This is a genomic window from Vibrio sp. V30_P3S12P165 (genome assembly GCF_009904905.1).
GTDB lineage: Bacteria > Pseudomonadota > Gammaproteobacteria > Enterobacterales > Vibrionaceae > Vibrio > Vibrio fujianensis.
The window spans coordinates 25,044-39,478 of record NZ_WXWH01000006.1; the positions used below are offsets into that span (position 1 = coordinate 25,044).

Here is a 14,435-nt window from a genome sequence, read left to right on the forward strand (position 1 = left end):
CTTCTATTTCGTACAAAACTGGACATGTGTTGTAGATTGAATAAAATCTGCGCTCTTGAAATACATGCACCCATTGAAAGGTAATACCATGGCGACGCTTGACGTAAATCCGGAACACTATTCAGCACAATTGGCTGAGAAAATCACCCGTCTGACGGAAATGTTTCAGCCCTACCAAGTCCCTGAGCTGGAAGTCTTTGAGTCTCCTCAGCAACATTACCGTATGCGTGCAGAATTTCGCGTTTGGCATGAAGGCGACGAAATGTATTACATTATGTTTAACCCCACCACACGGGAAAAGTATCGCGTTGATCAATTTCCCGCCGCCAGTCGGTTAATTAATGATTTGATGCCCTTACTGCTTGATGCAATGAAAAAAAACGACACCTTACGTCGTAAACTATTTCAAGTGGATTTCTTATCCACCCTCAGCGGTGAAGTGTTAGTTTCGCTGCTTTATCACCGTCAGTTAGACGAGGCATGGACCATTGAAGCCAATAAGCTAAAGCAACAATTGAATGATGAAGGGTTCAACCTTAATTTGATCGGTCGCGCTCGCAAAATGAAAATCGTACTCGACCGAGAGTATGTGATAGAAAAACTACACGTCAACGGCCAACCTTACCTGTATCAGCAAGTCGAAAATAGTTTTACTCAGCCCAATGGAAAAGTGGCCGAGAAGATGCTCGAATGGGCTGTTGACTGCACGCAAGACAGCCAAGGAGACCTATTAGAACTTTACTGTGGTAATGGTAATTTTTCTCTTGCGCTTGCACAAAACTTTGACCGCGTTTTAGCGACAGAATTGGCCAAACCATCAGTCGAATCCGCACAATACAATATTGCAGTAAACAAAATAGATAATGTACAAATTATCCGTATGTCAGCTGAAGAGTTTACTCAAGCGATGGAAGGTAAACGTGAATTTAACCGCTTGAAAGATGCAGGGATTGATCTTAAAAGTTACCGCTGTAACACCATTTTTGTCGACCCACCACGTGCCGGAATGGATATAGAGACTTGTAAAATGGTACAAGGCTACGAGCGGATTCTCTACATTTCTTGTAACCCTGAAACGCTAAAAGAGAACCTAGAGATCTTGTCAACGACTCATAACATCACTCGTTTCGCTTTATTTGATCAATTCCCATACACCCACCACATGGAAGCAGGTGTGATGTTAGAGCGTAAAGACAACCAATAAACAGCAGAAACGAGCCAAATGGCTCGTTTCTTGTTCTGGAAAGATTGACATTATTTCGCTTAAGCTATTCAGTGGCGACGGCCAATAAATCCGAGCTTTTTACCGATCCACAATAAAAGGGCTAAGACAATAAAAAGAGAAAGTAAGTTTGAACCACTATCAGGATATTGAGCCTTAATAAACGCAGAATGGCCAAATGCTCCAACAAAGAAACAGGCCAGACTCACCAACGGGATATCTTCGGCAACAGGATGACGTAAATACTGCTGATAGAGAGCCTGCACCGATAAAACTAAAGCGATCAAGGGAAAGATCGAGAATGTGACTTCACTCATGGTAAGCCAAGATAGTAAGGCATCTCCGGACATACCCGAGATTAATGCTAACACCAAGGTTTTACGCTCAGAGCTTGGATAATGATTATTTGTTTTTTTCGTCATTAGTCTATTCCACCTTTTAATCGATTTCGTTCCCGTTCCTTCCGATACCAGAGAGCCCCTTTTGCCATCATGCGTAGTTGCATTATTAATCGCTCAGCTAATTCCTCTCTCGCTTGTCGATTTAAATCTAAAGCTTGAGCGCCGGAGCTAAATACCAATGTCACTGATGCTTCAGCTTGCACCATGGCCTCTTCACGTGACATGCCTGTATTAATTAAGTACTCGGTTAACTCTGCTGAAAAATGTTCAATTTCACGCACCACTGCGGTACGAAACTCAAAGGATGTACCAGAACGCTCACGCAGCAACAGACGAAATACATTGGGGCTGCTGTCAATAAATTCCATAAAGGTTTCAACTGAGGTTCGAATGACACTCCCTTCTTTAACAATGCGCTGGCGGGCTTGACGCATTAACTGTCGTAATAACAGCCCGCCTTCATCCACCATGGTTAAGCCTAGCTCATCCATATCTTTAAAGTGGCGATAGAACGAGGTCGGGGCGATCCCCGCTTCACGGGCAACTTCACGTAGGCTCAAGTTGGAAAAGCTGCGATCCGCACTGAGTTGACGAAAAGCAGCATCAATCAATGAGCGGCGGGTTTTTTCTTTTTGTTGTGCGCGAATTCCCGTGGGTTTCATACTGGATCCGTTCTATCAATGAAAATCGACTCAATACTATAACGCAAGACAAAGACTTGTCGACTCTCTCATTACCTCGTTCTGCTTAGGAGCAATCTTCTATTCAATGATTCAATCAATCTCGGTCCCACACCATGAAAGTACGTGATCCTAAACACTCTCTGAAAGCAACAAGATTTACCTCACTGACTAATTCGTTACAATCTCGCTACAGTCAGACAAAGCATGGATAACAAGGACACTTTATGGCACAGAATCACCACTTTGACGTCATCGTAATCGGCAGTGGTCCAGGCGGAGAAGGAGCCGCCATGGGCTTAACAAAAGCAGGTATGAATGTCGCCATTATCGAAAAAGAAAGCAGTGTTGGCGGAGGATGTACACACTGGGGAACCATTCCCTCCAAAGCACTACGCCATGCTGTTAGCCGAATTATTGAATTTAATCGTAACCCTCTATTTTGTAAAAATAATACCAGCCTATATGCTAATTTCTCATCGATTCTCGACCATGCAAAATCGGTGATTGATAAGCAAACTCGTTTGCGCCAAGGTTTTTACGATCGTAATCACTGTTCTCTTATTTTTGGCTCTGCTCAATTTGTTGACCCACAAACTGTCGCGGTTAGCAAAGAGGATGGTAGTGTGGAACATTACCAAGCGGATAAGTTTGTGATCGCTACAGGCTCTCGACCTTATCAACCAAGTGATGTCGACTTTAGTCACCCTCGCATCTATGACAGTGATTCGATTCTCAACCTTAAACATGACCCCAAACATATTATTATTTACGGTGCAGGAGTCATCGGCTGCGAATACGCCTCTATTTTTCGTGGCTTAGGGGTTAAAACCGATTTAGTAAACACGCGGGATCGCTTACTCGCCTTCTTAGATAATGAAATTTCAGATGCACTCTCTTATCACTTCTGGAATAGTGGTATCGTGATCCGTAACGATGAAACCTATCAAAAAGTGGAAGGCACCGACGATGGGGTTATTGTTTACTTGCAGTCTGGCAAAAAAATGAAAGCAGATTGCCTACTGTATGCCAATGGACGAACGGGAAATACCGATAAACTCAATCTCTCTTCTGTTGGACTCAGCCCAGACTCACGCGGCCAGTTGGCTGTCAACAACAACTACCAAACTGATATCGAACATATTTATGCCGTAGGTGATGTGATCGGTTATCCAAGCCTTGCCAGCGCTGCCTATGATCAAGGCCGCTTTACCGCCCAAGCCATTACTCAAGGGCAAGCCAGTAATAAACTGATTGAAGATATTCCAACCGGAATTTATACCATTCCTGAAATCAGCTCGGTGGGGAAAACTGAGCAAGAACTTACGGCCGCGAAAGTTCCTTATGAAGTGGGCCGCTCGTCGTTTAAACATCTTGCGAGAGCACAAATTTCAGGAAAAGATATCGGAAGCCTAAAAATTTTGTTCCATCGAGAGACAAAGGAAATTTTAGGCATTCACGTATTCGGGGAACGTGCGGCTGAAATCATTCATATTGGCCAAGCAATTATGGAACAAAAAGGAACAGCGAACACCATTGAGTATTTTGTGAATACCACATTTAACTACCCAACCATGGCAGAAGCGTATCGCGTCGCGGCGCTCAATGGCTTAAATCGACTCTTTTAAAAAAAGCTCCCCAACCGTTTACCATGCTTGGGGAGCACATTTATCCCTTTTCGAAAAATAGCCCGTATCGCCACAGCCCTATCAATCGCCAGCCTAACGTCATACCACGTAATGCCATAAAAGCCAGCATGGAGAACCACAAAGCATGATTCTGCCAAGCAGAAAACAGAGTGAAGAAAATAAAAAAGCCCAAAGCAGCAATAAACATACTATTGCGCATTTCCTTCCCTTTCGTTGCGCCAATAAAAATACTATCCAATAAAAAGCACCACATGGAAATTAACGGCATGGCCACCAACCAAGGAAGAAAAGCTTGAGCTGTTTGCTGGACGTCTTCAATACTGGTGATGAGACTAATCAGCCATGTCCCTGCCACCGAGAACATCACGGTTAAACCTAGACAAATCAGTAGACTCCAGAAAGTACTACCAATGATAGAGGCTTTGAGTTGCTGCTGACTATTGGCTCCGATCGCCTTGCCGACCATAGCTTCTATTGCATAAGCAAAACCGTCCATGCCATAGGAGATCATCATTAGAAAACTCATTAATACCGCATTCGCCGCAACAACCTGATCACCAAATGCTGCGCCTTGAAAGGTCATAAAACTAAATACGGCTTGCAAGCACAGTGAACGAAGGAAAATATCACGATTTAGGCGAATAAAACGGCTCATGTCCTGTGAGGCTTCTGCCAACAAAGACCATGGTGATGGTAACGATTTTGCACACCAGTACCGCCACACACATAATAATCCAAAGCTCATGCCAACATAATCAGCAATCACCGAGGCCGCCGCAACACCTTGTACTTTCCAGCCTAATCCCAGCACAAAAAACATATCTAATCCAATATTGGTAAGATTAGTAATAATCACCATCCACATCGGAGCTTTAGCATTTTGTGTGCCCAACAACCATCCCAGCAATACGAGATTGATTAACGCCGCGGGGGCACTCCAAGATCGAATAACAAAATACTGCATCGCATAGGTTTTGACTTGTTCACTGGCCTGACTGATAGAAAAAATCGCCTCCGCGATCCCACGATGAAAAAGTAAAAATAGCGTTGCAAACCCTAACGCCATAAGGATGCCTTGTAACCAAACTCGCGCTAATTGCTGAGCATTATCCGCACCATAGGCTTGTGCGGTTAAGCCCGTCGTCGACATACGTAAAAAACCCAGCAACCAAAATGCCACACTGATCAAGGTGCTTCCTAAGGCCACGCCTCCTAGATACCAAGCATGTGGTAAGTGACCAATCACGGCCGCATCAACCACCCCCAATAAGGGAACAGTAATATTTGACAACACCATCGGAATAGACAGCAGTAAAACCTGCCGATGAAGAGAACGATTAGACAATGTTTGAATGATGGATTGCACGCCATAGCCCTCGAGAAATGAAGGCATCAGTGTAACGAAAATTCTGCCTAACAGCTATGTAACGACTATCAGTGTAAGTACTACCAGCAAACGAGAGCAGCCACAGGCGTGAAGCGCTGTTTTACGTAACCAAACTTGCTCATGAAGCGTTGCCATAATTTCCAACGTCCACAATCACGATCCAGAGGAGAAAACAGAGTAACCTGATTCGCCCAAGGTAAACAGTGTAATACCGCCTGATCTGGGTGAGAAAAACCATGTCGATAATTGCCTGAGCCCATTTTTTGCCCTAAACGAGTATCGGTTTTATCCCCAGCTAAAATAATACAAGCCTGCGCATGAGCGAAGTGCAGGCCAATTGAGCGAATAAAATGCGCCACTTGTTGTGCATTGCAATCTAACAAAGCTTGCTCGCATAAGATAAACACAGGAGCAGATTCAGGGATCGGTAAACATTCCAGCCAATTAATGGTCTCGACACTGCCACAGCAGTGTTGATAACGTTCACTACGGTGGAAAAGCTTTTGCCGCCAAAGAAGATGTTCAGTCACATCCACTTCTAACCAATGGCAACGACCATTATCAATCCGGTAGAAACGAGTATCGAGCCCTGCACCAACATTGACGACCCAACCCTCTGGGTAATGTTTAAGGAACTGCTGAACCAGTTGATCGCACAGCCGCGTTAACGTGACGTGTAATAGTTGTTTTTGATGTATATCACCCGCAAAGCACTCAGGTGCTAAATGACAACGCTGACAAGCGCTAGTGGCCATGGGGTCATAAACTAAACCATCATCAACTAAGCTTTCTCGGCTACGTAACCAAAGCGGCTGCAGTAACCGAACGGGAACATGATAAGCGGATGAATCTGTCTTTTTTGAGGGCATAACCATCTTCCTTATGACGCCATAAAGAAGATGATAATGAATATCAGTTAGATTAGCAAGATTCTTTACTGGAAGGAATTCTACATCCAATCGGTATTGCGAATAATACCGACGGCCACCCCCTCAATCGCTAATTCCTGACAAGTAAGATCAACTTCAATCGGTGCAAATGCTTCATTCTCTGCATGCAGAAAAACTTTCGCACCCTTACGTTCTAACCGTTTAACAGTGACATCATCTTCAACTCGAGCCACTACCACTTGTCCATTGCGAACATCTTGAGTTTTATGCACCGCAAGCAGATCACCATCCATAATACCAATATTCTTCATGCTTTCGCCTTGGACACGCAATAAGAAGTCGGCCTGCGGACGAAACATGCTCGGATCGACCTGGTAGTGAGCTTCGACATGCTCTTGCGCGAGAATCGGCTCTCCCGCAGCAACACGGCCAATGAGCGGCAGTCCGTCGTCCTGAGTTTCATCATTTGCTCCCAGTAAAATTCGCAGGCCTCGCGAAGCACCTGGAATTATCTCAATCACTTGTTTACGAGCAAGCGCTTTTAGGTGCTCTTCAGCTGCGTTGGCAGAACGAAAACCGAGTTCACGAGCTATTTCCGCTCGAGTCGGTGGCATACCTGTTTCTTCAATTTTACTTTTAATTAAATCGAAAACTTGTTGCTGGCGTGGCGTTAACGGCTTCATAACTCACCTGTCTTTTTATACAGTTAACTGTGAGTATATCCAGTAATAATGGAAAAGCAATCCAGATTACTGGTTTTTGAGTCATTCCTACCAGGCTCATGGGTATAGTACCTATTGGTTTGCTTTCCGACGATGGCCGCATAACTCATCATAACATCGATAAAATGACGTTATGTTGAGCAATATTATTAAAAGGTTTGACCAGTTTCTGGTATTCTTGCGATCCAAAAAAGACTCCGACTTAAGCATCTTCCTTTTGAGCGACGACTAAACAAAAGTAAGCCGTTTAAGTTTTTGTATGTATTCTCGAGGCCTTAAACTCTTATGTCTTCCGGACACTCATTTTCACGTTCCCTGCTTAAATTACCGCTTTCGGTACTGGTTAAGGGGACAGCTATTCCGTCAAATCCAATTGATGATCTTAGCATCGACCTCAATAAGCCGGTCGTCTATGCGCTACCGTTCCGCTCTAATGTTGATTTACTGACATTACAAACACACGCTCGGCGCGCAGGTTTACCCGACCCGCTTACGCCACTCGTTATCAATGGACACCAGCTAAAACGTTATGTTTTTATCTCCTCACGTCCAACCTTATTACAAGATGATAACCATGTTCCTAGTGAGTCCATCTCAACCTTTACCGAACTCCTTAGCCTACATCAGTTAGATTCTGAGCTGGACGTTCAGATGATCCCAGCGACTGTTTTATGGGGAAGAAAACCAGGTAAAGAAGGGCGTGAGAAACCGTACTTACAAATGCTAAACGGCCCACAAAAAGCCAAAGCCGTTCTGTTGTCTGGCCGAGATTGTTTGGTTCGTTTTAGCCCTGTCGTTTCGCTACGTTATATGGCTGATGCCCATGGCACCGATAGTTCAATTGCCCACAAATTAGCCCGCGTCGCACGAATCCATTTTTCTCGTCAAAAACTTGCAGCATCAGGGCCAAACCTTCCTCAGCGTCACCAATTATTTACACGATTAATGCACTCTCCGGCGATTGAGAAAGCCATTGCTGATGAAGCGAATAGTAAAAATATTTCGCTTGAAAAAGCACGTAAAGAAGCACACAACATCCTTGATGAAATTGCGGCTGATTTCTCCTACTCCTTAATCAAAAAAGGCGATCGTATTCTGGGTTGGTTATGGAACCGAATTTATCAAGGTTTAAATATAAATAATGCCGCTAGCGTTCGGAAGCTCGCACAAGATGGACATGAAATTGTCTATGTTCCTTGCCATCGGAGCCACATGGATTATCTATTACTCTCTTATGTGCTGTATCACGAAGGCATGGTGCCGCCCCATATCGCCGCAGGTATTAACTTAAATTTCTTTCCAGCTGGCTTAATTTTCCGCCGTGGCGGTGCCTTTTTTATTCGTCGCAGTTTTAAAGGAAATAAACTTTATTCCACCATTTTCCGAGAATATTTAGCAGAACTGTTCGCTAAAGGCTATTCCGTGGAATATTTTAGTGAAGGAGGACGCTCAAGAACGGGGCGTTTGCTCCAGGCGAAAACGGGTATGCTCGCGATGACCATTCAAGCGATGTTGCGCGGACTTAATCGTCCAGTAACCCTGGTGCCTGTGTATATTGGTTATGAGCATGTTATGGAAGTCAGTACCTATGCGAAAGAACTACGAGGTAAGCGTAAAGAAAAAGAAAATGCTGGGCTCGTTTTTCGTACCTTGCGCAAACTACGCAATTTTGGACAAGGCTACGTAAACTTTGGGGAACCGATTCCACTTAATCAATTTCTAAATGAACACGTACCAGAATGGACTCAAGCGATCGACCCAATGGGGGCCAGTAAACCACAATGGATGACTTCTGTGGTCAATGAGTTGGCCACCAAAATGATGACCCATATTAACGATGCAGCGGCGGCCAATGCGATGACATTATGCGCAACCGCATTACTCGCTTCACGTCAACGTGCGCTCGCTCGGGATAATTTAGTCAAGCAAATTGAATGTTACTTGTCGCTGCTGCGCAATGTACCGTATTCCAATACCTTCACCGTACCAAATGAAAGTGCAGAACAATTAGTTTTACATGCTGAGTCTTTAGATAAGTTTTTAGTGGAAACCGATACCATGGGGGATATTATTTCCCTCGATCGTAATCAATCCATTTTGATGACCTATTATCGCAACAATATTATTCATCTACTTGCGCTCCCATCATTAATTGCTCAGATGTTGATTCGTCAACAGCAGATGTCGGTCGCGGCAATCCAGCAGCATGTCGCACAGGTATATCCATTTCTCAAACAAGAACTCTTTTTGAGCTATAAGGAAGAAGAACTCCCCCAAGTTGTTGAGCACTATCTGGCAGAATTAGAAGCACAGCAAATGCTCACCCAACATGATGGTAACGTCACAATTAACCAAGCACAAACGCAGGTATTGATGTTACTTGGTCGAACTATTCTAGAAACCTTACAGCGCTATGCGATTGCTTTAAATCTGCTGGTGGCTAATCCTGAACTGGATAAGGCAGAGTTAGAAAGTAAGAGCCAAGAAATCGCTCAGCGTCTAGGCCGATTACATGGCATTAATGCGCCAGAGTTTTTTGATAAAGGCGTCTTCTCAGCGCTGTTTGTCACCTTAACCAAACAAGGTTATTTAGAGAGCAATGGCGATTGTCATTTAGAAAAAACCCAATCCTTGGCACAAGCGTTGTATGCCATGCTTTATCCGGAGGTTCGACTTACCATCCAAGAAAGCATCTATCAAGTGGAATGGTAGTCAGGTTATACCAGCAATACTGTTATGGCGCAGCAGCTAGCAAGCGCAAAAGCCATCAGGCATCCATTAAGGATGCCTGATGGCTCTACAAGATAAACCATTATAGGAAAGAGAGAAATAAACCAACAGCAACCACCATACCAACGTAATTATTATTAAGAAAAGCTTGAAAACAAGGCATACGCTCACGATGTCGAATGAGATGTTGCTGGTGAACAAATAAGCCACAAGCAATTAAGATAGCCCAATAATAACTCGATCCTAACTGATAACCGTAGCCAAGCAGCATCAATAATAATACGGTCAAAAGCTGTAAAGTTCCGATAATCATTTTATCAAAACGACCAAATAAAATAGCGGTCGATTTAACCCCAATGATTAAATCATCATCTCGGTCGACCATGGCATACTGGGTATCATAAGCAATGGTCCAAATAACATTGATCGCAAACAAAAACCACACCACCATCGGTAATTCATTGGCTTGTGCAGCCCATGCCATCGGAATAGACCAGCTAAACGCTAACCCCAAAAAAAACTGCGGGAGATGTGTGTAACGTTTCATAAACGGATAAATAAAGGCTAACACCACCCCAGCAAAAGAGAGCTTGATGGTCAGTGGATTCATGGTTAGCACTAATAAAAATGAGAACAAAACTAAGGTAACAAAAAGAATAATCGCTTCTTGTGCTGTTACCATGCCAGAAGGCAATGGACGTTGAGCGGTGCGCTTAACGTGCCCATCCACATGACGGTCAGCAAAATCATTAATCACGCATCCCGCAGATCGCATCGCAAAGACTCCCACAATAAAGACCAGCAACACTTTGAGATCGGGTATTCCTTGTGCAGCAAGGATCAGCGCCCATACGGTTGGCCATAATAAAAGTAATGAGCCAATCGGCCGATTCATGCGCATTAACTGCCAATAAGCACGCGCTTTTGCTACTGTCATTTACACACTCTCCTTAGTGTACACAGGACAATCCGGAAGAAATAATTCTGCGACTAACATGGGTTTATCATTCATCCATAAACGTGAACGTCGAGCAAGTAGTTGCCCCTGTGACGTTTTTGCCCATCCCACTTGCAGTGCATCGCGGTTAACGTTCTCACACCTAAAAACCGTTAAACCAAGTGGAATATTACCCTGCAAGGTCAGATCTATCGGTTGATCGTGTAATGAGGCTTGAGGAATCAAGGTTCGACCAAGCACCCAAGGATGGCTGTCGCCAGATAAGATGACTTGCCGTAATAAACAACGCTCTTGCGATAACAAGGCAATTTCATCGATCGCCAACTGTTTGGGATCAGCCCAGTGATGCTCACAAAGATTAACTTGTAATGTTTGACAGTGTTGACTCATCAAACGCGATAATGAACCTTGCTCGAGCAACCAAGACCTAGCCAACTCGCTTGGATAGCTAAATTCTGCTGGTATTTGCCAATTTACTTGCTGTAACGCAGAAAGATAGAGCGGAGTTATTCTCTTCATACTATTATTCAATATAATGCTTAACCATCATACAATAACGCTTGAATACAGCAACACGACTCGTGTGTAAGCTCTAGTTAAGCATTTCTTTACCATCAGATGCACTATTGTAACAAGACTCAGGCGATTCGAATATCGTGAACAGAACAAAGAACAGGCACAAATATGCTTAAACGTTATTTAGTTCCAACAATGCTCGCCTTTGGCCTGCTAACCGCTTACCCAAGCCAAGCAACTGAAGAAAATAAACCACAGTTGGCTTACTTTACTCTTGAACCCGATCTTACCACTAACTTTTACACTAAAGGTAAACAGTTGGGCTATATTCAAGTCAGGATTGATATTATGGTCGCGAATAATGCCGATCTGCCGCTGATCGAATTGCACCAGCCTTTAATACGAGATGCCGTGGTTGAGATGCTTGGAAAACAAACGGAAGAAGCGATAAAGTCACTGGCTGGGCGAGAAAACTTACGTAAAACTTTAGTTGAGCAATTAAATGATATTTTATTGCCAGAAACGGGGCGCATGCTCATTGCTGACTTACTGTTCACGAAGTATATTTATCAATAAATGTCCAAGACTGCTCTTAATCAAAAGCATTCTATTGATGCTTTTGATTTGTTTTTTTCAGTCGTCCGATATCTAACCAACCCAATAACAAACCACAGATCAGCCCAGCAAGATGTGCACTGTTTGCGATCGCCATAAACGGCTGAACAAAACCTAGAATTAACCAAACCAACATAAATCCAATCAACGGTTTAGGCATAGTTAATCCCAACTCAGGAACCCGCCAGCCTACAATCCATAAATAACCCACTAAGGCATAAACGACGCCGGATAAGCCGCCAAAGTTCGCGCCTTCAACCCAATATTGCCCGGCACCCGAGAGTGCTGCTGAGATCAAAAAGATTTGTAATACCTTACCACTGCCTAACCGCTTTTCAATATCTCCCCCTAATTGCCACCACCACAATAAATTAAAGGTAATATGTATAACAGAAAAATGCAGTAGCGCATGGCTAAACCAACGCCATAGTTGCCATTTCTGATCGGCAACTGCCGGAAAATGTAAAGCAGCAAATACCTGCTGAGCCCAACCAAACTGTTGTAGAGTAAAGTTAGCGACACACACCAGCATTACCAGCAAAGTGATGGGGCCTGCTTTCGCTTTTATTAACGAAAAAAGGCTAGGAGAAGCATAATAAAAGTGCGGCTTACGCGTCTCTGCCACATCCCAAGACGCCGCTTGATATTTGCTATCTTGCGGACAACGCAAAAACTGTTTTAATTCACTTTCCGTTTCTGTCCAATGTTGCTCATCCATCAGCCATAAAGAAAATAGCTCCCCCTCTTCGACTTCCATCTGCACTTCAATCTGACGTGAAGCCATATAGTCAATAAAAGACTGTGCCATTCGAGGGTTATTTAGGGTGATCAATTTTATCATCGTCGCTTAACTCGTTTCTATCGGTAAACCGGCCCGTTGCCAAGCTTCAAATCCACCATCAATACTATATACCTGCTCAAAACCTTGGTTAATCAGATATTGTGCGGCACCTTGGCTGCTGACACCATGATAACACAGCACCAAAATAGGCTGTTCAAAATCGGTGTCATTCATAAAATGAATCATAGAATCGTTAGTTAAATGAAAAGCTTGAGGTGGATGAGCAAGAGCAAAAGATTGTGCGTCTCGAATATCCACTAGTTTTGCTGTTAACTCGGTCAATAATGATTGGGCAGACATGACATCAATATGCTGAAACTGGTCCATAACTGTTCTCGTTGAGGCTTGATTTTATAGCGCACATTGTAACCTAACTCACACGGAACAAGTACACAGAGAGATTAAGGTTATCCACTGCTGAATGCTTTTTCATCATTTGTGGATAATTCTGTGAATTGCGTTGATAAGGTATATTGATAAATTTAGATCCACAACATCTTGTAATGATCTTTACTTTACTGTGTGTAAAAAAACATATCCCCAAATAAAAAACAGCGTTCAACCCTTTATTTACCCTGTTTGATGACAGTTAGCAAATAATTTTATCACAGAGTTATCCACAGAAAAAATCGCCGAATGATCCGGCACTAAGATCGAAAACAAAAAAAGCCGGGATCACTGGATCCCGGCTTCTTAAATATGGAGCGACGGTATTTAAATTACAACTCGCCTACCGCATCTTTGAGCTTTTTCATGGCATTTTTTTCTAGCTGACGAATACGTTCCGCTGAAACTTGGTATAAATCGGCAAGCTCTTGTAATGTCGCTTTTTGATCATCTAACCAACGAGAACGTACAATATGTTGGCTTCGTTCATCTAAGCTTGCAAGAGCCAAACTTAAACGCTGATTGGTATGACTTTCCCAATTTTGGGCTTCAATATTGTCAGCAATATCCGATTGCTTATCTTCTAAATACAGCATCGGTGCGGTATAAGCATTTGGGTTGTCATCATCTTCAGCAGAAAATTCAAATGTTGGATCTTGAGCTGCTAACCGAGACTCCATTTCACGAACTTCTGACGGCTCAACACCCAACTCTCGCGCAACCGTTTCGACTTCACCATTATTAAACCAACCTAAACGTTTTTTCGACTTACGTAGGTTAAAAAATAGCTTACGTTGTGCTTTCGTTGTCGCGATTTTGACAATGCGCCAGTTCCGCAAGACATATTCATGGATTTCCGCTTTAATCCAATGAACCGCAAAAGAAACTAATCGAACACCAACCTCTGGGTTAAAGCGTTTTACCGCTTTCATTAAACCGATATTTCCTTCTTGGACAAGGTCAGCCATCGGCAATCCATAGCCGGAATAGCCACGAGCAACATGAACAACAAATCGAAGATGCGATAAAATAAGCGTTTTCGCCGCTTCAAGATCACCTGAGTAATGTAATTGCTCCGCCAATTCACGTTCCTCTTCAGCAGTCAACATTGGGTAACTGTTTACTGAACGGATATAGCTATCTAAGCTATCTTGTGAAACGAGAGCCATTGGATACGCTTGGTTAGTCATTCAAATCCTCATCAATCTCTGATCTGGAGTTATTTTTAACCCATCAATCTTGAACTGAAAATGAACAGGTTTCAAGTGTTGATTGCCGATCATTAACAAGCCACACTCAAGAAACAAACCTTAGCCTCAATAATTATATCTTTGCCCAATAAAAAATGAAGGCATTGAGAACAGAAAAATTTACTTTATTTATCGAGATTACTAAGGTCTGTTTATCTTTCGAGCTGATTTTTGCAGCAGTTTGTGG

The 14,435-nt window shown here is 43.3% G+C and carries 14 protein-coding genes; 4 read left to right on the top strand and 10 right to left on the bottom strand.

The window, feature by feature from the left end:
* Window positions 1-88 precede the first annotated feature (88 nt).
* Window positions 89-1,204, top strand: a complete 1,116-nt coding sequence (trmA, locus tag CAG57_RS01450) for a tRNA (uridine(54)-C5)-methyltransferase TrmA (protein WP_161428548.1) — start codon at window positions 89-91, stop codon at window positions 1,202-1,204.
* A gap of 68 nt (window positions 1,205-1,272) precedes the next feature.
* On the opposite strand, the gene CAG57_RS01455 is transcribed toward trmA, so the two are convergent.
* Together CAG57_RS01455 and fabR are read right to left on the bottom strand one after the other, a co-directional pair.
* Window positions 1,273-1,644, bottom strand: coding sequence for a YijD family membrane protein (locus CAG57_RS01455; RefSeq protein ID WP_099610381.1), 372 nt, complete (start codon window positions 1,642-1,644; stop codon window positions 1,273-1,275).
* Window positions 1,644-2,285 (bottom strand): HTH-type transcriptional repressor FabR, encoded by a 642-nt coding sequence (fabR, locus tag CAG57_RS01460; RefSeq protein WP_099610380.1) that lies wholly within the window; start codon window positions 2,283-2,285, stop codon window positions 1,644-1,646. Before fabR ends, CAG57_RS01455 begins: the two co-directional genes overlap by 1 nt.
* Before the next feature lie 245 nt (window positions 2,286-2,530).
* On the opposite strand from fabR, the gene sthA reads away from it, so the two are divergent.
* Entirely contained in the window at window positions 2,531-3,931 is a 1,401-nt protein-coding gene (gene sthA, locus CAG57_RS01465) for a Si-specific NAD(P)(+) transhydrogenase (RefSeq protein ID WP_099610379.1), read from the top strand.
* Between the two features lie 40 nt (window positions 3,932-3,971).
* Here sthA and dinF read toward each other — a convergent pair whose 3' ends face one another.
* The 3 genes from dinF to lexA all read right to left on the bottom strand — a co-directional run bounded on the left by dinF (window position 3,972) and on the right by lexA (window position 6,912).
* Window positions 3,972-5,345 carry an MATE family efflux transporter DinF gene (gene dinF, locus CAG57_RS01470; RefSeq protein WP_161428549.1) on the bottom strand — a complete coding sequence of 458 codons (1,374 nt, stop codon included), beginning with the start codon at window positions 5,343-5,345 and terminating at the stop codon, window positions 3,972-3,974.
* Between the two features lie 53 nt (window positions 5,346-5,398).
* Entirely contained in the window at window positions 5,399-6,214 is an 816-nt protein-coding gene (locus CAG57_RS01475; RefSeq protein ID WP_099610377.1) for a class I SAM-dependent methyltransferase, read from the bottom strand.
* Window positions 6,215-6,288: 74 nt separating this feature from the next.
* Complete coding sequence (gene lexA / locus CAG57_RS01480) at window positions 6,289-6,912, bottom strand: transcriptional repressor LexA (RefSeq protein WP_099610376.1); 624 nt, start codon at window positions 6,910-6,912, stop codon at window positions 6,289-6,291.
* A gap of 324 nt (window positions 6,913-7,236) precedes the next feature.
* Between lexA and plsB the strand changes: the two genes are divergently transcribed.
* On the top strand, window positions 7,237-9,663 hold the full coding sequence (plsB, locus tag CAG57_RS01485) for a glycerol-3-phosphate 1-O-acyltransferase PlsB (protein WP_099610375.1): 2,427 nt from the start codon (window positions 7,237-7,239) through the stop codon (window positions 9,661-9,663).
* A gap of 100 nt (window positions 9,664-9,763) precedes the next feature.
* Here plsB and ubiA read toward each other — a convergent pair whose 3' ends face one another.
* Both ubiA and CAG57_RS01495 read right to left on the bottom strand, forming a co-directional pair.
* Entirely contained in the window at window positions 9,764-10,618 is an 855-nt protein-coding gene (gene ubiA / locus CAG57_RS01490) for a 4-hydroxybenzoate octaprenyltransferase (RefSeq protein WP_099610374.1), read from the bottom strand.
* On the bottom strand, window positions 10,619-11,158 hold the full coding sequence (locus tag CAG57_RS01495) for a chorismate lyase (RefSeq protein ID WP_099610373.1): 540 nt from the start codon (window positions 11,156-11,158) through the stop codon (window positions 10,619-10,621).
* Window positions 11,159-11,323: 165 nt separating this feature from the next.
* On the opposite strand from CAG57_RS01495, the gene CAG57_RS01500 reads away from it, so the two are divergent.
* Window positions 11,324-11,731 (top strand): flagellar basal body-associated protein FliL, encoded by a 408-nt coding sequence (locus tag CAG57_RS01500; RefSeq protein WP_099610372.1) that lies wholly within the window; start codon window positions 11,324-11,326, stop codon window positions 11,729-11,731.
* Window positions 11,732-11,762: 31 nt separating this feature from the next.
* Here the strand turns inward: CAG57_RS01500 and glpG are convergent, their stop codons facing one another.
* The 3 genes from glpG to rpoH all read right to left on the bottom strand — a co-directional run bounded on the left by glpG (window position 11,763) and on the right by rpoH (window position 14,188).
* Complete coding sequence (glpG, locus tag CAG57_RS01505) at window positions 11,763-12,611, bottom strand: rhomboid family intramembrane serine protease GlpG (RefSeq protein WP_099610371.1); 849 nt, start codon at window positions 12,609-12,611, stop codon at window positions 11,763-11,765.
* 6 nt (window positions 12,612-12,617) lie between these two features.
* Entirely contained in the window at window positions 12,618-12,938 is a 321-nt protein-coding gene (gene glpE, locus CAG57_RS01510) for a thiosulfate sulfurtransferase GlpE (protein ID WP_099610370.1), read from the bottom strand.
* Between the two features lie 392 nt (window positions 12,939-13,330).
* A complete protein-coding gene (rpoH, locus tag CAG57_RS01515) occupies window positions 13,331-14,188 on the bottom strand; it encodes an RNA polymerase sigma factor RpoH (RefSeq protein WP_099610369.1) in 858 nt (285 codons plus the stop codon).
* Between the last annotated feature and the right edge of the window lie 247 nt (window positions 14,189-14,435).